The sequence below is a fragment of the Vibrio sp. 1F169 genome, assembly GCF_041439605.1.
Taxonomy (GTDB): domain Bacteria; phylum Pseudomonadota; class Gammaproteobacteria; order Enterobacterales; family Vibrionaceae; genus Vibrio; species Vibrio tasmaniensis_A.
On record NZ_JBGOOI010000027.1, the window covers coordinates 36,571 to 59,523 of the forward strand.

21 protein-coding genes are annotated in these 22,953 nt (G+C 44.3%); 5 read left to right on the forward strand and 16 right to left on the reverse strand.

What is annotated here, in order from left to right:
* Positions 1–97: 97 nt before the first annotated feature.
* Positions 98–562: a phosphohistidine phosphatase SixA gene (gene sixA, locus ACED53_RS12275; protein WP_012603460.1), complete on the reverse strand. Its 465-nt coding sequence runs from the start codon at positions 560–562 to the stop codon at positions 98–100.
* Positions 563–866: 304 nt separating this feature from the next.
* Here sixA and ACED53_RS12280 point away from each other — a divergent pair, with 304 nt between their 5' ends.
* Positions 867–3,644, forward strand: a complete 2,778-nt coding sequence (locus tag ACED53_RS12280; RefSeq protein WP_017101974.1) for an insulinase family protein — start codon at positions 867–869, stop codon at positions 3,642–3,644.
* A 317-nt stretch (positions 3,645–3,961) separates the two neighbouring features.
* Here the strand turns inward: ACED53_RS12280 and fadJ are convergent, their stop codons facing one another.
* Positions 3,962–6,208, reverse strand: a complete 2,247-nt coding sequence (gene fadJ / locus ACED53_RS12285) for a fatty acid oxidation complex subunit alpha FadJ (protein WP_017101973.1) — start codon at positions 6,206–6,208, stop codon at positions 3,962–3,964.
* Positions 6,208–7,515 carry an acetyl-CoA C-acyltransferase FadI gene (gene fadI / locus ACED53_RS12290; RefSeq protein WP_009848514.1) on the reverse strand — a complete coding sequence of 436 codons (1,308 nt, stop codon included), beginning with the start codon at positions 7,513–7,515 and terminating at the stop codon, positions 6,208–6,210. Before fadI ends, fadJ begins: the two co-directional genes overlap by 1 nt.
* 561 nt (positions 7,516–8,076) lie before the next feature.
* On the opposite strand from fadI, the gene ACED53_RS12295 reads away from it, so the two are divergent.
* The 4 genes from ACED53_RS12295 (at position 8,077) to ACED53_RS12310 (ending at position 12,471) form a co-directional block, all read left to right on the forward strand.
* A complete protein-coding gene (locus ACED53_RS12295; protein ID WP_004736042.1) occupies positions 8,077–8,625 on the forward strand; it encodes a sigma-70 family RNA polymerase sigma factor in 549 nt (182 codons plus the stop codon).
* Positions 8,618–9,346 (forward strand): DUF3379 domain-containing protein, encoded by a 729-nt coding sequence (locus tag ACED53_RS12300; RefSeq protein WP_017101972.1) that lies wholly within the window; start codon positions 8,618–8,620, stop codon positions 9,344–9,346. Before ACED53_RS12295 ends, ACED53_RS12300 begins: the two co-directional genes overlap by 8 nt.
* A gap of 297 nt (positions 9,347–9,643) precedes the next feature.
* The gene (locus ACED53_RS12305) at positions 9,644–10,912 is read left to right on the forward strand and encodes an outer membrane protein transport protein (RefSeq protein WP_009848517.1); all 1,269 of its coding nucleotides are present in this window, start codon (positions 9,644–9,646) and stop codon (positions 10,910–10,912) included.
* Between the two features lie 296 nt (positions 10,913–11,208).
* Positions 11,209–12,471, forward strand: coding sequence for an outer membrane protein transport protein (locus ACED53_RS12310; RefSeq protein WP_029225615.1), 1,263 nt, complete (start codon positions 11,209–11,211; stop codon positions 12,469–12,471).
* A gap of 130 nt (positions 12,472–12,601) precedes the next feature.
* On the opposite strand, the gene ACED53_RS12315 is transcribed toward ACED53_RS12310, so the two are convergent.
* From ACED53_RS12315 to ACED53_RS12375, 13 genes are all read right to left on the reverse strand, one after another.
* On the reverse strand, positions 12,602–13,387 hold the full coding sequence (locus ACED53_RS12315; RefSeq protein WP_012603453.1) for a VacJ family lipoprotein: 786 nt from the start codon (positions 13,385–13,387) through the stop codon (positions 12,602–12,604).
* Between the two features lie 118 nt (positions 13,388–13,505).
* A complete protein-coding gene (gene ccmI / locus ACED53_RS12320) occupies positions 13,506–14,726 on the reverse strand; it encodes a c-type cytochrome biogenesis protein CcmI (RefSeq protein ID WP_012603452.1) in 1,221 nt (406 codons plus the stop codon).
* Entirely contained in the window at positions 14,726–15,214 is a 489-nt protein-coding gene (locus ACED53_RS12325) for a cytochrome c-type biogenesis protein (protein WP_009848521.1), read from the reverse strand. Before ACED53_RS12325 ends, ccmI begins: the two co-directional genes overlap by 1 nt.
* A complete protein-coding gene (locus tag ACED53_RS12330; protein WP_009848522.1) occupies positions 15,211–15,762 on the reverse strand; it encodes a DsbE family thiol:disulfide interchange protein in 552 nt (183 codons plus the stop codon). Before ACED53_RS12330 ends, ACED53_RS12325 begins: the two co-directional genes overlap by 4 nt.
* A gap of 5 nt (positions 15,763–15,767) precedes the next feature.
* The gene (locus ACED53_RS12335) at positions 15,768–17,738 is read right to left on the reverse strand and encodes a heme lyase CcmF/NrfE family subunit (protein ID WP_017101970.1); all 1,971 of its coding nucleotides are present in this window, start codon (positions 17,736–17,738) and stop codon (positions 15,768–15,770) included.
* Positions 17,735–18,217 (reverse strand): cytochrome c maturation protein CcmE, encoded by a 483-nt coding sequence (ccmE, locus tag ACED53_RS12340; protein ID WP_009848524.1) that lies wholly within the window; start codon positions 18,215–18,217, stop codon positions 17,735–17,737. Before ccmE ends, ACED53_RS12335 begins: the two co-directional genes overlap by 4 nt.
* Positions 18,214–18,420: a heme exporter protein CcmD gene (gene ccmD, locus ACED53_RS12345; RefSeq protein ID WP_009848525.1), complete on the reverse strand. Its 207-nt coding sequence runs from the start codon at positions 18,418–18,420 to the stop codon at positions 18,214–18,216. Before ccmD ends, ccmE begins: the two co-directional genes overlap by 4 nt.
* A gap of 14 nt (positions 18,421–18,434) precedes the next feature.
* Positions 18,435–19,175 (reverse strand): heme ABC transporter permease, encoded by a 741-nt coding sequence (locus tag ACED53_RS12350; RefSeq protein WP_009848526.1) that lies wholly within the window; start codon positions 19,173–19,175, stop codon positions 18,435–18,437.
* A 174-nt stretch (positions 19,176–19,349) separates the two neighbouring features.
* Positions 19,350–20,018, reverse strand: coding sequence for a heme exporter protein CcmB (ccmB, locus tag ACED53_RS12355; RefSeq protein ID WP_009848527.1), 669 nt, complete (start codon positions 20,016–20,018; stop codon positions 19,350–19,352).
* A 1-nt stretch (position 20,019) separates the two neighbouring features.
* A complete protein-coding gene (ccmA, locus tag ACED53_RS12360; RefSeq protein ID WP_012603450.1) occupies positions 20,020–20,637 on the reverse strand; it encodes a cytochrome c biogenesis heme-transporting ATPase CcmA in 618 nt (205 codons plus the stop codon).
* A 278-nt stretch (positions 20,638–20,915) separates the two neighbouring features.
* Positions 20,916–21,428, reverse strand: coding sequence for a DUF2802 domain-containing protein (locus ACED53_RS12365; RefSeq protein WP_009848529.1), 513 nt, complete (start codon positions 21,426–21,428; stop codon positions 20,916–20,918).
* On the reverse strand, positions 21,428–21,922 hold the full coding sequence (locus ACED53_RS12370; RefSeq protein WP_009848530.1) for a chemotaxis protein CheW: 495 nt from the start codon (positions 21,920–21,922) through the stop codon (positions 21,428–21,430). The genes ACED53_RS12365 and ACED53_RS12370 overlap by 1 nt, the downstream gene beginning before the upstream one ends.
* A 70-nt stretch (positions 21,923–21,992) precedes the next feature.
* Positions 21,993–22,953, reverse strand: a 961-nt coding sequence (locus ACED53_RS12375; protein WP_371692852.1) for a chemotaxis protein CheW, incomplete at its 5' end; no start/stop codon positions are given.

Consider the following 22,953-nt stretch of genomic DNA (forward strand, 5'->3'; position numbering starts at 1 on the left):
ACCTTGTCGTTTGGTCGAAATAATCCGTTAGAAACAACAAAGGGCATCTCAATAATCATGAGGTGCCCTTAAATTTATCTTGAGAAAACGGTCTCAGCTATGGATTAATGTTCCAAAGCAACTCGCCTTTTTGTTTTTCAAGGTCGAATTCAATACACGCGAGCCCTGAGGTTGGGAACATAGGTGGCGCCATGCCCGTCGCAAATTCAGCCGTTAAATAGCCCACTAGAGGTAAATGAGAAACAAATAAAATGGTCTCTAGCTTTTCTACTTCAGCCATTGCTATGGTCAAATCAAACACATCGTCAGACATTCCGTAAGGCGTAATATCATCACAGGTTTCTACTTTCTTTCCAGAAAACGCTTGAGAGATTTCTAACCACGTTTCTTGTGCCCTCAAGTATGGGCTCACAAGCACTTTATCGAACTGGCTAAACCCTTGCTCATTTGCAGCTTGTGCTACCGCAAGAGACGCCATTTTACCGCGCTTCGTTAACGCTCGTTCTGCATCCGAGTTAGCAAAATGTTCTGCTTCACCGTGGCGCATTATGAATATTTTCATGTTCAGTCCTGTCTACGTAACATTTCGAAAGTCGATATATCCCATATCAGCGATACGCTACTTAGCGTTTGGCTCTCAAACTAGAGAAACCGCAGTCTATATAAATAATTATATCAAGTCACTTGCTAAAGAGTTCGACTTTCTTAACAATCTTATTAAAAGAAAATAAATCACTGATAAAAATCGATAAAAGTGATTTAGAAGTCGCCAAAAAGCACTTCATATCCCAAAATATGATCGCGAGGTTTGCACCTTAAATCATCGCGTACATAATTTAAAAACCACCTTCTCTGGAGATGCATCTGTGCATTTAAGCCCTAATGATGAACATCAATACCGTTACGTAACATTGGATAACGGGTTGAGAGTACTGTTAGTTCACGATCAGAACGCTCAAAAAGCTGCAGCCGCACTCGCCGTTAATGTCGGGCATTTTGATGACCCTACAGACCGAGAGGGTTTAGCTCACTACTTAGAGCATATGCTATTTTTGGGAACTGAAAAGTATCCAAAGGTCGGAGAGTTCCAAAGTTTTATCAGCCAACATGGCGGTAGCAACAACGCTTGGACAGGAACAGAGCACACCTGCTTCTTTTTTGATGTTGAATTGAATGCCTTTGAAAATGCACTCGATCGCTTCAGCCAATTTTTTACCGCCCCCCTGTTCAACGAAGAAGCCTTAGACAAAGAACGCCAAGCCGTTGATTCAGAGTATAAAATGAAACTCAACGACGACTCGCGACGCTTGTACCAAGTGACCAAAGAATTGGTAAATCACTGTCACCCATTCTCGAAGTTTTCTGTCGGTAATATCGATACGTTGGGTGACCGAAACGGCGAGACGATTCGACAAGAGATCTTGGCTTTCCACCAGCAGCAGTACTCTGCTGACTTAATGACATTGACACTGTCTGGCAATCAATCATTAGACGAGATGCAAAGTTGGGTTGAGGATCGCTTTAGCACGATCACCAATCACAACCTACAAGGCAAGAAGGTTGAAGTACCGATTGTTGGCGAATTAAGCACGGGTGTACAAGTACACGTTAAACCGATCAAAGAAGTGCGCAAACTTATCTTAACCTTCCCAATGCCAAGCATGGATGAACACTACGGTATTAAACCACTGTCGTTCTTTGCACACCTTATCGGTTACGAAGGCGAAGGCAGTTTGATGATGCAACTCAAAGAGAAAGGCTGGATTACTTCCCTCTCCGCAGGTGGCGGCGCAAGTGGCAGTAACTATCGTGATTTTACGGTCAGTTGCTCATTGACTATCGAGGGTTTGACCAAAACAGATAACATCATCCAAGCCGTATTCCAGTACATCAAATTGATTGAACAACAAGGTATTGAAGAGTGGCGTTACCTCGAAAAACGGGCTGTTTTGGAATCAGCCTTCCGCTTTCAAGAACCCTCAAGACCACTTGATGTCGTCAGCCATCTCGTTATCAACATGCAACATTACCAAGAGCAAGATGTGGTGTATGGCGATTACAAAATGTCGCATTTCGACGAAGAGTTACAACGTTCTCTGCTTCCTTATTTAACCGTCGACAACATGCGGGTCACCATTGTTGCTCAAGGGTTCGAATATGACAGAGAAGCGAAATGGTACTTTACGCCCTATTCGCTCACACCATTTAGCGCTGAGCAAATTCAATGCTTCACATGCATCAACCCCGGCTGGCAGTTTGAGCTTCCAAGCAAAAACCCGTTTATTTGCTACGACTTAGGCCCTGCAGAGCTCGAAGGTGACGCTAAGCACCCACAACTGTTAGAAGAGCTGGACGGCTTTAAGTTATGGCACCTCCAAGACCATCAATTTCGAGTGCCAAAAGGTGTGGTGTATATCGCTATAGATAGCCCACACTCAGTTGCCACCCCGAGAAACATCGTTAAAACACGCTTGTGTGTAGAGATGTTCTTAGACTCGCTTGAAAAAGATACGTATCAAGCTGAGATTGCTGGCATGGGCTACAACATGTATACCCATCAAGGTGGTGTCACACTTACTCTATCTGGATTTAGCGAGAAACAGCCACAGCTGCTCAATATGATTCTTGAACGTTTCCAAGCACGCGACTTTAGTTCAACACGATTCGAAACGATTAAGCATCAATTGCTCAGAAACTGGAATAACGCATCGCAAGACCGTCCTATCTCGCAGCTATTCAATGCGATGACGGGAATCTTACAGCCAAATAACCCGCCCTATTCCGTTTTAATTGAAGCGCTGGAAACAATAGAAGTCGACGAGCTTTCTTCTTTTGTTCAAGCTATTTTGGCTGAACTGCATGTCGAAATGTTTGTGTATGGTGACTGGAAAAAAGCCGATGCGAACAAGATGGCTGAAACGCTAAAAGATGCATTGCGTGTTCAAGACCAGGCTTACGAAGAGTCACTGCGCCCTTTAATCATGCTGGGTGATAACGGTAGTTTCCAACGCGAAGTGGTGTGTAATCAAGATGATTCAGCCATCGTGGTTTACTACCAATGTTCAGATATATCACCTACAAATATTGCACTGTATTCATTGGCAAACCACTTGATGTCAGCCACTTTCTTCCACGAGATTCGTACTAAGCAGCAGCTAGGTTATATGGTCGGCACTGGTAATATGCCATTGAACCGACACCCAGGTATTGTGTTGTATGTGCAATCGCCTAATGCAGCCCCAGCAGATCTGTTGGCTTCAATAGACGAGTTCCTCAATGCCTTTTACATGGTATTGCTAGAGCTTAATGACTATCAATGGCACAGCAGTAAACGCGGTCTTTGGAATCAAATTTCAACGCCAGATACCACCTTGCGTGGTCGTGCTCAACGCTTATGGGTTGCGATAGGCAATAAGGATTTGGAATTCAATCAGAGGGATCGTGTGTTAGAAGAGCTCAAAGGTCTAACTCGCTCAGACATGATGCGCTTTGTGGTTAGCCAACTAAAACCTCGTACAGCGAATCGTCTGATTATGCATGCGCACGGCAATGCTCATAATGAAGAAGAGAAGTTGTCGGCAGGTGTTGAGATTGGCTCAATTGATGAGTTTCAGCTGCGCCCTAAAGACTGTGAGCTTGGTTAGTCGTTCTTATTAAAAAGATCAGAAGGTTGATGTGAAAGCATCAACCTTTTTTATTGGGTGCAGCACAAGAGCAGATCTCCTATTACGCTCCTTCGTCGCTTTAGGAGATGACGGTAGTTTTAATTGAGGTGTGTTGACCATCTTCCTAATCAACACAATAACTTACTTTTTAAATCTCAATCGTCATTCCCGAGAAGGAGGAACGACTGAATCGGGAATCTCCTTTCTTTTGCATACTCCCATAAAAATGAAGCCCGCATCAATTGCTTGATACGAGCTTTATAATCAAAGTGCTAGAAAATTACTAATAAAAAGCGTTACTTGTAGAAAGACTCATCCAACCCAGCACGTGTCAGTAGGCCATCGCATGGCGCAAAACGATCACCGTACTTCTTAGCGAAATCATTCATCATCTCTACCAGTGACTTAATACCAATTTGATCCATATAACGGAACGGACCACCTAGGAATGGCGGGAAGCCGATACCGAAAATAGCACCAATATCGCCATCTCGCGGGCTACGGATAATGCCATCATCCAAACAACGAACCGCTTCGTTGAGCATCGGTAACACACAACGCATTGCGATGTCGTTATCGCTTAGCTTAGGTTCAGGTTGCAGCTTAAGCAGTTTGTATACTGACTTATCGACTTCCTTCTTTTTACCTTTGTAAGTGTAGAAACCTTTGCCACTCTTACGGCCTTTACGGTTGTCATTCAAAAGAATGTCGAACACATCAGGACCTTGGAAACGCTCGCCTAATTCATTAACCAGAATCGGGATGATCTTCGCACCAATATCAACACCCACCTCGTCTAACAAAGTAATTGGGCCAACCGGGAAACCGAAGTCCAACAATGTGCTGTCGAGCTTTTCAATCGGCTCATTTGCCAATAACAGATGCGCCGCTTCATTCATGTATGGAGCAAGAATACGGTTCACATAGAAGCCAGCCGTATCTTTAACAACAATCGGCGTTTTACCTTGCTTCTTCGCTAATGCCACCACCGTCGAAATCGTCTCTTCTGACGTTGTTTCATGAGGGATGACTTCTACTAGCGGCATTTTTTCTGCCGGGCTGAAGTAGTGAAGACCAACCACGTTTTCTGGTCGCTGCGCTTTCTCTGCAATTTTGTGGATTGGCAGTGAAGACGTGTTGGTCGCAAAGATAGTCTCTGACTTAGCATTGGCTTCAATGTCTGCAACCATTGATTGCTTAAGGCCGAGATCTTCAAATACCGCTTCAATCACAACATCAGTATGGTTAAAGCTTGTAAAGTCGATACCACCAGAAAGCTGAAGCATCTTACTTTCAAGGCCAGCTCGGCTCAGAATACGACGTTTACGCTGCTTATCGAACAACTTGTAGTTGTAGTTAAGCGCATTGAGCACACCTTCATTAGACACATCTTTAATACGAACCGGTACTTTCGCTTTAGCAACACTGACGTGGCTGATACCAGCGCCCATAAGACCACCGCCCAGTACACCAACACGCTTAACCGCTTTTGGTTCTGCGTCTGCGCCATGTTCTTTTTTCATTTCAGTGGTGGCAAAGAAAATCGAACGAAGGGCTTTGGATTCTGCGGTCATCACCAATTCAGAGAAACGCTTCGCTTCGTACTGAAGACCTTTATCAAAGCCGTTCTCTAAGCCATAACGAATCACATCAAGAATCGCATCAGCGGCAGGGTAATTGCCGCGTGTTTTCTGATTGGTCTTCTTTGAAGCCTGTTCAAAAATAACCTTGCGACCAAGACCCGTACGTGAAATTATTTTTTCTTTGGCCGAAGCTTGGCTTTTAGACGCCAAGCGCTTACCTTTTTTCCCGCCTGAATTCTTTTCAACAAAGCTCTTAGCAACTTCCAGCAAGATAGTTTCTGGCACACAAGCATCCACGACACCTAGCGATTTCGCTTTTTTAGCGCGCAGTTGCTTACCCGTAAGAATAAGGTCAAGAGAAGGCAGTAAACCGATAAGACGAGGAAGACGTTGCGTACCACCAGAGCCGGGTAACAGACCAAGCTGAACTTCTGGCAGACCTAAGCGAGTCTTATCTGAATCAGTACATACGCGGTAATCACACGATAGTGCCAGCTCTAAGCCACCACCTAAACATGGCCCGTGAATCGCGGCAACAACAGGATAAGGCAAATCAGAAAGAGCTTGGAACATCTCCTGCCCCTGACGAGCAAGAGATTGCGCTTCATCTGCTGTCTTGCAAGCATCAAGCATTCGTACGTCAGCGCCAGCGATAAAATTATCTGGCTTCAATGAATGAACGATTAAGCCTTTAACTCGGCTTTGCTTTTCTTTGAGTTGCTCGAAGATTGCTTTCATTTCTTCGGCAAACGCCGCTTGTAGCGTGTTCATTTTTTCGTTTGGTACATCGATCGCAAGCCATGCAATATCTTGGTCATCGATAGTTAAAGAAAACGCGGTCGCCGGTTTTACGGCTTCATCGTTTGAAACCGTCTTATCACTTTTAGATACAGTCACTGGCTTTGAATCCGTTTTTTTGACTGCTTTCTTTTCTTTTTTCACATCAAGAGTCGTAGACATTATTCCACCTCCAAGATCATTGCTGCACCTAAGCCACCAGCCGCACAAGCAGTATTCAATGCTAGGCCACCACCACGACGTTTAAGTTCACGCAGTGTCTGAGTCATCATACGCGCGCCAGTCGCTGCAAACGGGTGTCCGTAAGCAATTGAGCTACCCAACACGTTGAACTTCTCCATATCAATCTCACCGATCGCTTTGTCACGGCCAAGATTCTTCTGAGCAAATTCATCGCTTGCGAACATTTTGACGTTAGCCAGAACTTGAGCTGCAAACGCTTCATGCATCTCGATAAGTGTTAGGTCTGATAATTCTAGTCCTGTGTTCTTCAATACTTGAGAGGTCGCGTACGTCGGCCCCATCAGCATATCCGTTTCAACACCAATCGCTGAGAACGCGTAACCACGAATGTAACCAAGCACTTCTAAGCCTAGCTCTTTCGCTTTTCCTTCGCGCATCAACATCACTGCGGCACCGCCATCGGTAAGAGGCGTGGCATTGGCTGCCGTTACACTGCCGTATTGTCTGTCGAATGCAGGGCGCAATTTAGCGTAACCTTCAACCGTCGAGTCGTGGCGAATGTTGTTGTCTTCTGCTAGGTACTTTTTATAAGGCGCGGGGAATGCCGTCATCACTTCGTCTTTAATCTTGCCTTCTTTCCATGCTTGAGAAGCCAAAGAGTGAGAACGGTGAGCAAGTGCATCTTGAGCTTCGCGAGTAATACCATGTGTCTTAGCCATCTGCTCAGCAGTTTGTCCCATAGACAAACCTGTCGAGTATTCTGCGACTGCTGGTGGTACTGGCATCAAATCTTTGACTGAAAATGTTTTAAGAATCTTCAGTTTTTGACCTATGGTTTTCGTTTTACTCAGTGCTAATAAGTTCGCCGCTAACTTTTTCGAAACACCGATTGGCAATACAGAAGAAGAATCCGCGCCGCCCGCAATACCAACATCAATCGTGCCAGCCATAATGCTCTCGGTCACGTTGACTGCAGCTTGGAAGCTAGTCGCACATGCTCGCGTCACACTGTAGGCATCAGTATTAATGTCCATACCTGTACCCAGCACGATTTCACGTGCAATGTTCGGTGCTTCTGGCATTTGCACTACTTGGCCGAACACGACTTGTTCGATAAGCGCAGGATCGACATCAGTTCTTGCAAGCATTTCGCTCACCACCATTTTGCCTAGGTCAACCGCAGGCACTTGGCTAAATTCTGTGCTCTGACGAGCGAATGGGGTTCGTAGTCCAGCGACAACGGCAACACGTTCTCCAGAACGCGTTTTGACTTCCTGTTTGCCCATGGTTTCTCCTTAAGGTTAAGAGGTCTGACCTGAAGCATTGTAAACAAGTTGTTAATTAAATCAAACAGGCGTTTAAATAAACGTGATACGAGTATCCCACTGCTTAAAAATCTAACTGAACATTCAGGCGAACCTTTTTGAGGGAAAGGTTGTCGTAAGATACTAAACTATTGCAAGCAAAGCTGTTATCGCTATGTAAGGGATGTTTTTCTTAAGGCAAAAAAAAACCACACAAAACTGTGTGGTCGGAATGTATATAAAGCAATTAACTTAACGCCAATTGAAATAATCAGTTTCCTGATTAGGAGAAAGTAAAGTCAGCCTTCAAAAGGAAGTGTCGTCTTGCTCAACATGCTAGCCACGAATGACTAACTAGACGACAAGGTGTACTATAGCGTTTTCGAGGGCTTAAATTTTGAAGTAGATCAATTTTAATGTGATTTTACGGTTTCCTGCCGATCGTTAGCCCTAAAAACGAAACAGAATATAAAAACGAAGCACAACGTATAGAGGACAGCTATACGCAGAGCAATTATGGAGGCTCGTGTGTCAATAATAAAAATGTTTGGAAAGAAAACAGCCAAGCGTCCGGTCAACTCTGATATGGACAAACAAAGAAAGTACGAAGCACTCGTTCGTGCCTATCATCGTGACCTCTTTCGCTACGCCTATTGGCTATGTAAAGACAAAAGCATTGCCGAAGATTTAGTACAAGAGACTTGCCTTCGTGCATGGAAGTCACTCGATAGCTTACAAGATGAAAAAGCCGCTAAATCTTGGCTGATCACCATCTTGCGACGCGAGAACGCTCGACGTTTTGAACGCAAACAGTTTGATCTGGTTGATATCGACGATCATGGTAACGATGCAAGTGTCAGCGATGACCCACATCATCAACACCTGTGGTTGCAAGCTCAGATCATGAAACTTGAAATCGATTACCGTGAACCCCTCTTCTTACAAGTGATTGGTGGTTTTAGTGGTGATGAGATCGCGGATATTCTCGACCTCAACAAAAACACGGTGATGACACGTTTATTCAGAGCTCGAAATCAGTTGAAAGAGATGCTGGATACAGAAGAGGCAGAGAGGGGGCAACATAATGGATGATTTGGAATTTCGTCGTCGTGTATTGTCGGAACCTAAGCAACGTACACAAGATATTATTGATGCAGCAGCGAATAGTGAAGCCAATAGTAATTTCTTAGACGATGTACTATCGCTTGATAAACAGATCCATTCAGCATTGAATGTGGATGTGCCAGACGATCTGGCAGATCGTATCCTATTCAATCAGACCTCAAGCGAAGAGAGCAAAGTAGTAAGGCCTACGTTTGCTCGACGAGCGATGGCAATGGCTGCTTCTGTGGCATTCGTTGCAGGTTTATTGGTTGGTCAAGTCAACTGGGGCAACGCGTTGGTATCTCCAGTTCAAGCAAGCTTGGCGGATACTGCAATGAAACATGTTGTTGATGAAAAGAGCTTCGTTAGTGCACTTGATGAAAATGTATCATCTCAACAAATCAATGCAAAAATGAACCCGTTTGCTTTTCAGTTTGATGAAGCCTTCCCTTACCACGTCTATTACCTGAACCACTGTGGTTTTGGCAAATCCAACGCAATGCACATGGTTTTCCAAGGCGAAAAAGGCAAAGTCACGCTGTTTTTAACTGGCATTCCGACTGACAAGTCTATCGACTTTGATGAAAAAGGCATGTCAGGCTCGGTAACACCGATCGATGGCAGCAGTTTGATCCTTGTAGGGGAAGATGGCGAGGATGTCTCTAAAATCGCCGAAAAGCTGACAAAAATGATCAAACCAATGAGCTAATTTGCTCTCAAAGCCCCGTAACAAAAGGCCCAGCAAGTATACCACTGATATTGCTGGGCTTTATTTATCAATAAATCGCAAAACCATTCACCACACCAATACCTCTAGAGTTAAAACTCTAAAAAACAGCATTTCTCTCCATTTTCGTGCCAGATAGGCGTCATTTCCATAATTTTACCCTCAAAATTTCCAATGGTCGGATTTGTATATCGTATACTTCCGAATAGGATCAGCCAACATTGAGCAATTGCTCAAATTAATCGCCCTGTAGAGGCGGATATATAAAGGAATAAATGAATGACTACCAACAACACGCGTCTGTTTAAAAAGTCTCTTTTAGCAGTAACAATCACACTGGCATCTTCGCAAGCGATGGCAGCAGGTTTCCAACTTAACGCACAATCAGCAACCGGCATCGGCCGTGCTTTTGCTGGTGATGCAGTAATCGCAGATAACGCGTCAGTAATGGCACGTAACCCTGCAGCAATGGCACTATTTGATAAAACTGAGCTATCTCTTGGTTTTGAAAGCATCACTTCAATGATTGAAGTCAACGACGTTAACTACGTTGGTGGTCAAGTGCCAGTAAATAATACTGATGATGTAGGTGATACATCTATCGCGCCTAACATCCACTTAATCGTTCCAGTAAATGATAAATTTGCTTGGGGTATCAATGCCTACTCAAACTTCGGTACTAAAACAGAGTTTGACGACAACTACCCGGCAGCTGAATACGGTGGCTTAACGGATGTTAAGAGCGTCAACTTTGGTCTTGCAGGTTCTTACCGACTAGACGACCAATGGAGCTTCGGTGCAGGTTTAGACCTTATTTATGGTCAAGGTACGATGAAACGTACCGCTGGTGCTGGTTTTGGTAAAGGAAATCCATCTAAGGGAATTCCACCGGCAGGCACCTCTTTATTAAACGTCGACAAAGCTGATGGTTGGGCTGTTGGCTTTAACGTTGGTACTGTTTATGAGCTAGATGAAAACAACCGTTTTGGTCTAGCGTACCGTTATAGCCCTGAAATCACCGCTAAAGATGACAAGGGCCAAGAAATCACGCTACCACTACCAGACATCGCTGAATTCTCTGGTTTCCACAAAATTGAAGATACTAAGTTCGCAGTTCACTACTCTGTACAATGGATCGGCTGGGGTGACTTCGACCAGATCGAATTTAGAAACTTAGATCTAGCAACATCACCAGTTGGTGGGGCAAATGGTAGCTACAATAAAGAATACAAATGGCAAGATGGTTGGCACTACGCAATTGGTGGTACTTACTACCTAAACGATACGTGGACACTACGTACCGGTTACATGTATGACACCAGTGCGCAAGACGAACTGACATCTATCTCTGTTCCGGATTCAGACCGTCAGTGGTTCTCTGCTGGTTTCACTTACCACATTGATACCGCTTCAAACGTAGACTTCGGCTTTACATACTTGTTAGGTGACGATGTGAAGGTTTCAGAAACCTCTTCAGGTACGCCACTAACAGCGACGACACATGCTGATGCAATCCTATTAGGTCTTCAGTACAGCCGCAGCTTCTAATATAAAGTTAGCTATAATCCCAAAGGGTCGCATTGTGCGACCCTTTTTTGTTTTCCTAAACCACTGACCAACCTAAATTTAAGCTTACAACTGTAGCCTGCAGAGCAAATATACAGCTACAGGTGTACGCTCAAACTTCGCAACACAGCCGAAACATTTAGATGATTTCTCTAATAATTAAACACATTTGCTCATTTAATCCCTAAAACACTGTTTTATTCGGATTTCATTTTTAAAGTAATAACTCTAAAAGTAGAATCACGCCACTAAATACTTATGATTCAGTGAACATAATAATGAAAATGAATAAAACTCTTCTATCTGCTGCAGTGGCAGTTGGATTACTTTCGACTTCTACCGTAACTAACGCGGCAGGTTTTCAACTAGCAGAATACTCAGCAACAGGCTTAGGCCGTGCTTACGCTGGTGAAGCAGCAATGGCTGACGGTGCAGACGCGCAATGGCGTAACCCTGCTATGCTGACTTACCTAGAAGGCACACAGGTTTCTGTTGGTGGTATCTACGTTGACCCAAATATTGATATTGAAGGGACTTCTACAACTCGCAGTGGTACAACAGCATCAAACTCTAGTGACTTCGCGCACAGTGCTTTTATTCCAAACTTTTATGCTTCTCATAAGTACAACGAAAAATTTGCGTTGGGTTTTGCTGCAGGCACAAACTACGGTATGGCAACGGACCTAGGTAAAGACTTCGGCGGTGCAAACCATGGTAACGAAGCAAGTGTGACTACTATGGAGCTGAACCTGAATGCTGCATACCAAGTGCTAGAGAGTGTTTCTATTGGTGGTGGTGTACGTTACATCATGGCTGAAGGTAGCTTTGGTGCGACTGCTGCTTCTACTTTACCTGTGGGAACAACTCTGAAATACATGGAAGGTGATGATACAGCATGGGGTTGGCAAGTTGGTACCGCTTGGGACATTAATGAAGACAACCGCCTTGGCTTTACCTACAAATCAGAAGTTGACCTGACTTTAGAAGGCTATGCGAAAGGCTTTGGTTTCAACCCAACAAAACCAGAAGCACACAAAAGTGGTTCAATGGACCTCGCTCTTCCGGCAACAGCTGAACTTGCTAGCTTCCACCAGCTGACAGACACTGTAGCGGTTCACGCAAGTATTAACTGGACGAACTGGAGCAGCTTTAAAGAACTTGTTGCTGATTTCCCTGGCGAGAAAAGCGTAGAGATCAAGCAAGAGAACTGGGAAGACAACTACCGTTTTGCAATCGGTACGACTTACCAAATGACACCTAAACTAGCACTGCGTTCTGGTATTGCCTACGATACTTCAGCGGTAAGCGAAGAACACCGTACTGCGACGATCCCAGAAACAGACCGCACTTGGTTAAGTATTGGTGCGGGCTACCAATGGTCTGAGCAGCTAACTCTGGATGCTGGCTTCACTTACATTCTAGCGAAAGACGCGAAAATGCATGAAAAAGATCCAAAAGCAGATTACTTTGGTGGTAGCTTCGAAGGCGAAGTGACAGGCAGCATCTGGTTAGTCGGTATCCAAGCTAACTACCGCTTCTAGACTGGTTACCTAATTATCTACTTACCTTCTTACCGAAAGGTAGAAAAGTAGAAAAGTAGAAAGCATTAAAAAGGCTCGATGTTGAATTAACATCGAGCCTTTCTCTTATCTGCTTATCTAAGCTTTGTCTCTAGTAATCTTCGAGATACTCATCAATGAAATCTTCTTCCTCAAGATCAACCTCTTCTGGCTCGATCTCAGCTTTAAAATCTTGACGTTGGATGTAAATATCACGAGTCAAAGCATATGGATCTGGAGAGTCATCTAATAAGGCTTCTTGCGAGGCCAACTGAGCACGTGTTTCCATACCTTCAAAGGCCCACTTCCCTAACTTTGCCCAAAAGGTAAACAGAGACAAAGGTACATATAAGCTATCCACTTGCTCTGTTACTTGTCGGGTCGTCACAGGGCCATATCCCGGCAGCATAAAATACGGTCCATTCCCTACCCCATAATGACCAATCGCATCAGAAAACGACTTTTCGTCATATTTGGTGATCCCCGCTTCGCTAGCAATATCAATCAGACCAAGAAGACCAAAGGTAGAGTTAATCCAAAAACGATTGAAATGATCGAGCGCTTTCCCACCATTACCCATAATGAGATTATTGAGCATACTTGATGGCTCATCTAAGTTGGCTAAAAAATTGGAAATACCAGAGCGAATTGGTACAGGGGTATAGTCAACATAGGCAAGAGAAACAGGTCGAACCAAATAAGGGTCGAGATACTCGTAGTTGATATCCCACATCGCTCGGTTGAAACCTTCAAAAGGGTCGTTCGGATGGGACTCTTCGACATATTCAGAGGTTTCGAAATTATCACCGCCATTGCTTTCATCTGGTACGCTCGAACAACCTACCGTTAAGCTTGCGATGAAGAGTAAACTCGAAAGTCTTAAAACACTGATAGACATATCACCTTTTCCATAAGGAATAATAAAAAAGGCCAGCAATCGCTGGCCTCAATTGGTTGCGTAAGTCTATACCGTTTTTTAATAAATCGGAATAGCTAACACCTATGCAAAGTAATGATTAATATTGCTTATTGATATCAATGGTAACTGGGGCACCCAGTTCAACCACTTCACTTTCACCGTACCAATCACCGTCTCGAGTTGAAACGTTACCATCTGTATCAAGCCTAGCTCTAACCATTAGAGTTTCAAGGCTGGACAGCTTCTGCCCTTCCAACATGCTGTTGCCATCATCAAGAACGACAGTACGAGGGAAAGTTCCTAGCGGATAACGAGCCGCAGCAATCGGCATTGGTGAGCCGTCAGCTCTGTGCACTGATACAACTAACACTGAACTAGGGGCAGCATTCACATCACCAGATAATTCAAGCGTTACAGCAACAGTTTTACCTTGGTCAACGCCCATAGCATTGCCCATTTTCTTCTGTGCACTTTCAATACTGCGCGACAACATTTCATAGCGACTGTCTTGTGGACCAATCATCTGTTGCATGATGCTCCAGTACTTAACAGCACCTGGGTAGTCTTGACGCTCAAACGCATCAAACGCTAGCAACGAGAACACACGAAGATCAACATAGTCGTTTTGAATCAAACGGCTCAAAATTAAACGTGCTTGGTTTTGATCCGCATCATCAGGTGAAAGCATCAATGCTTGTGCATAACCTAGCTGAACATCTTCATTCTTTGGCTCAAGCTTGTAAGCTCTTTGCATCGAATCTTTCGCAGTTTCAGCGTCACGGTTAGCCAATGCAATACGACCCAATAGTAACCAACCTGTCGAATCTTTTGGTTGATAGTGCAGACGAGTACGAAGTGCCAGAGTCAAATCTTCTAGTTCATCATCCGTTAATGCACCACCTTCCGATGACATTAGCTTTTTAGACAACTCAGGAAGGTTTGAACTTACTTCTTGCCAGTGTTGGACTTTATCCAGAGCACCAAACTGAAAGTACATACCATATGTAACAACCACGACTAGGACAATAGATGGTACTACGACGCCCAATGTTGAGATTTGGGTCTTCTTCATCTCTTTCTGCGCAGGTACATCATCAAGTAGAGACTGTTTCAAATCAGCGATCAGCTCTTGTTGGTTATCAACAAGGCCTTCTTCTGCTTCTACTTCGAGCTCAACGAGACGATCTTTATAGAATGCTTTGTTCAACTCGTCGCGAAGCATTTCATCATTGTTCGCCTTCTTATTTATGAAGGGCAGAACAATTAAGAAAATAGCTGCTAGCGAAAGGATAATGGTAGAAATCCAAAATAGAGTCATTACTTCTTATCTCCGTCGTTCTCTTCATCGAGTAACGCTTTTAAACGAGCTTCTTTGTCTGCATCCCAGTCTTTATCTGACTCTACTGCTTTCGACTTTGACTTTCGGCTTCGTAAAATGATCAAACCGAAACCAAACACGACTACCGCAAACGGACCAACCCAAAGGATTGATGTGGCTAATGTGAGTGGTGGGTTGTAAGTAACAAAGTTACCGTAGCGAGCAATCATGTAATCAATGATGTCTTGCTTCGACTTGCCATCTTTTGTCATTTCATACACTTTTTGGCGTAAATCAACCGCAAGCTCTGCGTTCGAATCACCAATGGTGTTGTTCTGACATTTAGGGCAACGCAGCGTGTTGCTTAGCTCTTTGAACTGCTGCTCTTGATCAACGGTATCAAATTCATGAAATTCGATAGGCGCAGCAGAAACAGTCGCCGAAATAGCAAATGTAGCGAATAGAGCAATCAGTGTCTTCTTAATCATTTCGCTTCCTCCAACAACTCTTGGTACATCGGCTCAAGCGTCGATGCCCAGTTAGTTGGGTTCACGTCACCAACATGGCGATAACGAACTACGCCGTTAGCATCAATGAGGAAAGTCTCTGGAGCGCCATACACACCAAGGTCAAGACCTAGCATGCCGTTACCATCGAACAGGCTGATCAAGTATGGATTGCCCAGCTCTTTTAACCAACCTACCGCTTTATTGCGATCATCTTTGTAGTTAAGGCCAATAATCTTAACGCCTTGACCCGCTAACTTATTCAAGTAAGAGTGCTCTGCATAACAAGTAGGACACCAAGTCGCCCACACGTTTAGAAGCAGTGGCTCACCTTTAAAGATAGCTTGATCATGGAACTTACCCGGTTGCTCTAAGTCTTCTAAACCGAACTCAGGTACTGGCTTACCAATCAATACCGATTCAAGTTTAGTCGGGTCATCACCCGACTGGTTACGCATCAATTGAGTCGCAAAGATTCCAGCTAGAACCATGAACGCAATCAATGGAATGAATAAAATCTTCTTGTTCATTCGAATTAAGCCTCCTGCTCTTTAGTAGACTTTTTCGTTGGCTTACGGAAGCGGTAACGACGGTCACTGATAGCAATAACACCACCAATCGACATAATCAGAGAACCAGCCCAGATCCAACGTACAAATGGTTTGTAGTAGATACGCACAGCCCAAGATTTATTGTCGTCTAAACGCTCACCCATTGCGATGTAAAGGTCGCGTGTTACGCCACGATCAATCGCCGCTTCTGTCATCATCGACTTAGCGGTTGTGTAGAAACGTTTTTCAGCGTGAAGCGTGTTGATGTATTTGCCTTCTTTGGTAATTTCAAAGTCAGCAATGTAACCATCGTAGTTAGGGCCATCTTTGTCACGAACTCCTGTAAACAGGAAGCTGTACTCTTCAAGTTGGTAGCTTTCACCTGGTGCTAAGCGCACGTCACGTTCGATGCTGTAGTTTTGCACCATCGCAATACCAATCACTGTCACGGCCAAACCAATGTGACCACACATCATCGCCCAGTGGCTACGAGGTAGTTTAGTCAGGCCTTTCAGGAATGTATGACGGTGTGTCGCACGTTCATGAAGCTCAAAGCCATGCATGAAGATAATCCAGAATGCCATTACCCAACCAGCAAAAGCGGTACCGCTGAAACGGTCAGCCAGCATCGTCACCATTAGCGCACTTAAGCCCAGTGAGAATGCACCTGAGATCATCATAGGTTTAACGAGCTTAGATAGGTTGTCACGTTTCCAACGGATCAGAGGACCGATACCAAGTAAGAACGAGAACGGGATCATTAACCAGAAGAACAACATATCAAAGAATGGTGCACCGATAGATACCGAACCCAAGCCTAACTGTTTGTGAACTAATGGTAGTAGCGTACCGACTAACACAACGACAAGCGCAGCAATCAATAAGATGTTGTTACCAAGCAGTGCGTTTTCACGAGAAACCAAATCGAAGTTACCGCGAACACGAACCGATGCGCCTTTAACGGCGAACAACAGCAGTGAACCACCGATAACAAAGACTAGGAAACCTAGAATAAACATACCGCGAGCAGGATCCGACGCGAATGCGTGAACCGATACCAAGATGCCCGAACGAACTAAGAATGTACCTAGTAAGCTTAGTGAGAATGCAGAGATAGCCAGCAAGACTGTCCAAGCTTTAAATGTGCCACGCTTTTCGGTTACCGCTAGTGAGTGCATTAGAGCAGTACCAGCTAACCAAGGCATGAATGAAGCGTTTTCTACTGGATCCCAGAACCACCAGCCACCCCAGCCAAGTTCGTAGTAAGCCCACCATGAACCAAGTGCGATACCTACTGTTAGGAATAACCAAGCAGCGATTGTCCAAGGACGAGACCAACGAGCCCATGCCGTATCTAAACGACCGCTCATTAGAGAAGCGATTGCAAAAGAGAACGCTACCGAGAAACCTACATAACCCATGTAAAGCATTGGCGGGTGAATAATCAAACCCGGATCTTGCAGTAGTGGGTTCAAGTCACGGCCATCAACAGGGAAGAAAGGCAATGTACGTAAAAACGGGTTAGACGTTACGATAATGAACAGCAAGAAGCCGACAGTAATTAAACCCATAATCGCCAGTACGCGAGCCACAGACTCTTGAGGCATACCACGACTAAACGTTGCAACTGCTACCGTCCAACCCGCTTGGATTAGAACCCAAAGCAGTAGTGAGCCTTCATGAGCCCCCCAAACCGCGGTAATTCGGTAGTACCAAGGTAGTTGGCTATTCGAGTTACTTGCTACGTATTGAATCGTAAAATCATTTGTGTAGAACGCGTAACACAAGATAAAGAACGAAATCGCTAGGAATCCGAACATACCCCACGACAGCGGTCGTGCACTGTTCATCAATAATGTGTTATTTCGAGCGGCTCCATACAGTGGGAGCACGCTTAGCAGCAGTGCAAGTCCCAAAGACAGGATCATCGCAAAATGGCCGATCTCGGCTATCATTGAGCATTTCCTTCTTTTTGTTCAGTCGTGTATTGCAAAGGCTCATGAGTTTTCTTCATTGCTTCAGCAACTTCAGAAGGCATATATTCTTCATCGTGCTTTGCCAACACCTCAAACGCTTCAATTGTCGTTGCATCCTTAAGGACACCTTGAGCAACAATACCTTGGCCTTCACGGAAAAGATCAGGAAGGATGCCATCATATAGAATCGTCACTTTAGGGCCTACATCAGCCAAATCGAAGCTAACACGCAATGATTCATTGTCACGGCTTACAGAGCCGACTACAACCATGCCACCAATACGTAAGCGTTGACCCACTTCAGGTTTTTTACCATCTTTGCCGTTGACGAGCTCGGTTGGTGTATAGAACAGATCCATGTTCTGGTTAAGTGCATAAACCATCAATCCAACAGTTGCACTGATACCAAAAAAGATCGCTAAGATAATGCCTAGCCTCTTTTTGCGTCTTGGGTTCATAGAGTGTTCTCCATATTTTTTGCTGCATCAATACGAGCTTGACGGTCAATCTTAGCTTGTACTTCATTTAATAATTGCTTACCACGACGAACGCTTACGACCAGTAAAATGATCATCGCGAGGAATGTGATTCCAAATGCACTCCATACATATGAGGCGTAGCCACCCATGGCAAAGAAATCACTCAGAGATTCAAAATACATAATTACCTACCCTACTACGCTTTATTAGCCGCTAGCTTGCGAACCCATGGACGGTGACTCTCTTTACTGATGATTTCGTTTCTAAAACGAACCATAGTCACAGCACCAAAGAAAAAGGCAAAACCGAAGATGTTAAGAAGAAGCGGCCATAGCATGTCACTTGAAATAGAAGGCTTATCAAACTTAGTAATTGTTGCGCCTTGGTGGAGTGTGTTCCACCACTCTACTGAAAAGTGAATGATAGGTAGGTTGATGACACCTACGATGGCCAAAATACCGGCTGCTTTTGCTGCGGTTTTTTGGTCGTCAAACGCATGGTGCAGTGCAATAACACCTAAATATAGGAATAGAAGAATCAGCTCTGAGGTTAAACGTGCATCCCAAACCCACCAAGCACCCCACATTGGTTTACCCCAAACAGCGCCAGTTAGTAACGCAATAAAGGTAAATACAGCACCGATAGGCGCCATAGCCAACGCAGCCATGTCTGACAGCCTTACCTGCCATACCAAACCGATAAAGGCGGCAATTGCCATCGACATGTATACACCCATAGACCAAATTGCAGACGGAACATGGATATAGATAATTCGGAAGCTATCGCCTTGCTGGTAATCAGAAGGGGCAAATGCAAGCCCCCATACAGTACCGGCGGATAGACACAATAGCGCTAGGATCGAAAACCATGGCAGAAGTTTACCAGCAAGCTGATAAGAGGTTTCTGCTTTGGCGTAGGGATGGAGCCATTTCCACATGTTGTAATCTCACTCTTACTTCATATTGCTTACAGCTATCACAGCTATAATTATTATAATTTATTTGGCTTACAGCTTCTTTCAGTGACTCTAGGAGTTTGAAGGCTTTAAATAGTTCACTTTGAACATGCAAAGTGCTGGTGAGTGCGTAGTTAATCTTAACCAGGTAATTAACTAGTTAACACTCACTCTCAGTGCTGCACTGATGGCAAATGGGGTGAGCGTCATCGCGCCCATTAACATTGCCCCTAACACCGCTAATTGTCCGTTATACGCAACGCCTAACGCTGCGGCATCAATCGCTGATGTAGCAAATATAAGAATTGGGATATACAACGGCAAAATAAGCAGACTTAACAGCACACCACCTTTTTGTAACCCAACCGTTAAAGCCACACCAATCGCACCAATAAAGCTTAATGCAGGCGTACCGACCGATAACGTTAAGACTACCGATAACCAAGTATCGAAATCCAAGGACAGCAGTACCGCCAACAACGGACTGATCAATATTAATGGTAACCCTGTCAATAACCAGTGCGCTATGACCTTGGACAAGACTACCAACTGCAACGGGATGGGCATCAACATCATCTGCTCAAGCGCGCCATCTTGAAAATCATCACGAAACAAACGCTCTAAAGAGAGCAATGCAGAAAGCAAAGCCGCTACCCAAACAATACCTGCAGCAATACGTGCAAGTAGGTTTGGCTCAGGGCCGATACTCAATGGGAAAAGGGTGATGACAATAATAAAAAACCACAAAGGGTTAAAGATATCGGCTTGGCGACGAAATGCGATCAATAGCTCACGTCGGATGATCGTTGTCATTGAAGAGATCATATTACTCACCCAACTTTATTTTTCTTAGTTTCGGGCTATCAGCAAACATATCTTGGTGTGTGGTTAATAACACAATGCCACCGTTATCTGCATGCTGAGAAAAAAGAGACTCCAAAACCTTAACACCCTGCTTGTCTATTGCAGTCAGCGGTTCGTCTAGAATCCATAACATTTGCTTACTTAACCACAGACGAGCCAATGCTACACGGCGCTGTTGACCCGCCGAAAGTTGCCCTGCTGGTACGTCTTCTCTACCAGCAAGGCCGACTTGAGCCAATGCATTGTAAAGTTCTTCCTTACTCGTTCCACTGCTGTGAATCGATTGATAGAAGCTCAGGTTTTCATAGGCACTAAGCTCGCGTTTTACGCCAGTTTGGTGACCAAGAAAAAGCAAATTTTGGTGATACACATCTCGACTCGTTTCAATGGACTCACCATCCCAAGAGATAGTGCCTTCATCACGATCACCTAAGCCGGTGATAATCCTAAGGAGTGTCGTTTTCCCAGTACCGTTACGACCTTCAACTTGAACCAGCTCACCGGGTTTCAATTGAAAAGACAACGATTCAAACAGAACCCTGTCGTCACGAATAGCAGTTAAATTTGAGACTTCTAGCATAGGTAAATTTAGTCGAGTAATGAGAGGGCTATAGTAGCACACCAATAAGGTGACAAAACAGGACTAGGCGTTTTCGAAAGAACAAACTCCGTAAGAAACTGTTACCACCGCATCACAATTTACACATTTTCATCAACAAACAAGATATTGCATTAGATACAAATACTTATAAACATCGTTCTATATAGGTATAACTGGCACAAAAAAAGAAGCCGAAGCTTCTTTTAAGAGGTGTGCGTGATGAACATCAATTGCTCATTACGCAGTAAGCGCTAAATTTAACGACGTCGAGTCGGGTCTCTGCGATCACGAGAGGATGCAGGTTGTTCATCATACGATGAAGGATTACTTCTTAACGAAGGGATTTTTTCCTTACCTGCGAGCTTATTCTGCAGAGACATCATCAGCTCAGCTTCTGCCTTAGGTAATTCACACTCTTCGATCAGTTCGTTTATCCCAGCACCAAGCTGAACCATTTTAGTTGCACGTGTATACAAACGCCCATCGGTGTCCGCATGTTCCAACTCAACAATACGTTCATTCAAGTGTTTTATCAGATCTTGCTGTTCCGTCACTTTTTGACCAAGGCCAACCACAACAGAGCGAACTTCAAGTAATTGCTTACTCGATTTTTGAAGCTCTTTATCCAAGTTACGAACTTGCAGGCGTGACGTATCGATCTGCTTTTGAATTGCACTTTTTACTTTGCTAATCAAAATCACGATGAATAACGTAAAAACCCCAACTCCGACTATCAGAGCAATAGGGTTTAAAGGAAGCGCTTCAAACATTACAGGTGAGCCATCTCATCCCATTCGTCTTCACTTAACAGCTTGTTCAGATCGACTAAGATAAGAAGCTTGCCATCACGGTTACTAACACCTTGGATGAACTTAGCACTTTCATCAGTACCAACACTTGGTGTCGTGTCGATTTCAGAAGAACGCAGGTAAACAACTTCAGCAACGCTATCTACTAAAATGCCAATAACTTGACGCTCAGACTCAATAACAATAATGCGCGTGTTATCAGTGATTTCACCTTGCATCAAACCAAAACGAGAACGAGTGTCAATAACAGTAACAACGTTACCACGCAGGTTGATAATACCTAAAACGTAGTCTGGAGCACCCGGTACTGGAGCAATCTCGCTGTAACGCAATACTTCACGTACTTGCATTACATTGATGCCGTAAGTTTCTTCTTCTAGTTGAAATGTCACCCATTGAAGTACTTCATCATTTGTTTGATCTTTTCTTACTTCAACTTCACTCATATGAGACATAGATAATCCTCTTGCCGTCGTTACCGACCACTGTTGTTAACTTGATGCTTATATTGTACCAATCGTAGTACTAGCCCAATGCTTTTACGTCTAGCCCTGCATTTAGCATGGCGGTTAATGCTTCAACATGGATCAAAGCACACATTTTTTCTTTTACCATACCAGCGAGCCATGGCCGTTTCCCTGCCGTTTCTCGCCAGCGTACTTTATCTGTATTAAGCAGCTCGGTACCTTTAAGCTCTGTGCTCGCAAGCCCCCACAAGCTTTCGCCAAGCATGACTATATATTGATAATTTTCTTTATAATCATCACATAATAGCTTTTCAGGCATCACCCATTTGGCGGTATCAACCACGTCTAGCTTACTATCTCGATTAGTTTGCAACCCCAAATACCAAGCAGGTTTGCCAATAATATGACTTAACTCTTCGAGGCGATGAATACCCCCGAGCTCATCAAGTGGCACAGCAAACGTCACACCGTTCACATCAAAATACAGCACTTGAAAATCTTCAGTTCTAGCCGTCGTTTCCCATGATGTAAACTGACCGGCTCCACCAGCTTGAGTTTCAAGTTCGGTAAATGGCTCAATTTGAGGAGATTCAAGATCGGGTTCAGTAGCCTTAACTTCTACTTGCTCCGTCTCCAGCGATTCAGCTTGTAACTCTTCAATTTGCTGCGATTCAACAGGTGGCTCTACAGCAATTGATAAATCAGGTTCTGGAAGATCCCAATCTTGAATTTCAGGATCTACAGACACTTGAACAGACTCTACTGCAGCGTCAAACATTTGCATGTCTGCCTGCTGAGCAATTTGCTGTGTGTTCCGATCCATCAACTCATCTAGATTCAGCTCATCGACAACATTAGTCGCTTCTAAACGACTCAGAAGTTTCTGAACATCCTCAAGATTCGGCACTTCAAATTCTGCAGCGCGTATTTCGGCGTAGCTTGAATAATGACTTGTCGTTAATTGTGGCTCTGGCTCTGGCTCTGGCTCTGGCTCTGGCTCTGGCTCTGGCTCTGGCTCT